This is a genomic window from Oleiphilus sp. HI0128 (genome assembly GCF_001635365.1).
Genome location: NZ_LWGG01001589.1, coordinates 1 through 995 on the forward strand (window position 1 = coordinate 1; position 995 = coordinate 995).

Annotated in this window: 2 protein-coding genes; both read right to left on the reverse strand. The window is 44.5% G+C overall.

Features of this window, described 5'->3' with window-relative positions; translation table 11 throughout:
- The coding region (locus A3763_RS26035; protein ID WP_068760741.1) for a general secretion pathway protein GspB at positions 1-728 on the reverse strand (728 nt) is incomplete at its 3' end.
- A 1-nt stretch (position 729) separates the two neighbouring features.
- The coding region (locus tag A3763_RS26040) for a peptidoglycan-binding protein (protein ID WP_231872333.1) at positions 730-995 on the reverse strand (266 nt) is incomplete at its 5' end.

Below are 995 nucleotides of genomic sequence, written 5' to 3' on the forward strand. Positions count from 1 at the left end.
GAGAAACCATCCCCTTCCCTTAAGTACAAATTATTAATCATGGCTCTTCGTGCGCTCGGTTCTGAAGAGTAGATATGACTGCTAAATTCTATTGTCGGAACCCCCCTTTGAAAGCTAATATTCATTTCACTTAGTAGAGGAAGGTCTGAAAATGCATTTGGTGCACTACTAATTTGTTTGCTTCTATCGCTCTCGTCGTTCACACTTGTCGGCAATATTTTTTCCTCGACAGCTTTAGAAACCGGGGCTGCTTCGGAATAAGGCTCGGCAAGCGGCGGGCTGATGCGCTTAACACCCGCTTTAGGTCGGATAACATCGTCAGCTTCGACTGGCTCTTTATCCTCCTTAGCAGAGCGTTTATCGGAAAAGTCATCCTTTAGAATAGGAAGAGGCTTTGCTTGAATGGGTGCTTTATCAATGAGATGGGATGGAAGTGCCTTGGTTTTACGGCCAGTATCCTTAATGTCCGGCTCAGTCGAGGAGAGTGCTTTATTGTCAGTTAACAGGCTATTTTCAGAGCTTCCACTCTCATCAGTAGAATTGCTGCCTAGAAAATAAAATATCAACGCACCTGCATTAAGTAAAAGGACAAATATTAGGAGGTAAGGCCAAAGAGGCTGTCGCGACATATTCCTTGGCATTACCATCATATCGTTATTAATCGAAGAAACCTTCTCTTGATGCCTATCCTGTTCTGACCTTTTCAAGGCGTCTAAAATGTATGACATGCTAATTCGCCCCCATAAGTCGAGGGACGCCTAAGTTAAGGCGCGAATTTATATGAATCAGCGTCATGCTGCCCGCGATGCCGTCAGGCACAAGGCCTGAGCTGGCTTGAAAGCGCTTAATCTGGTCTTCAATTGGTTCGCTTTTATTGGCTTTATACTGACTGAGTCGAGACAAGCTTTTCCTCAACCATGCCTCTTCTTTTTTCTGTCCTGGCATTACGAGATTCGATTTGTAAGGAGGAACCTTCCAAACAATTGAGTACTCCC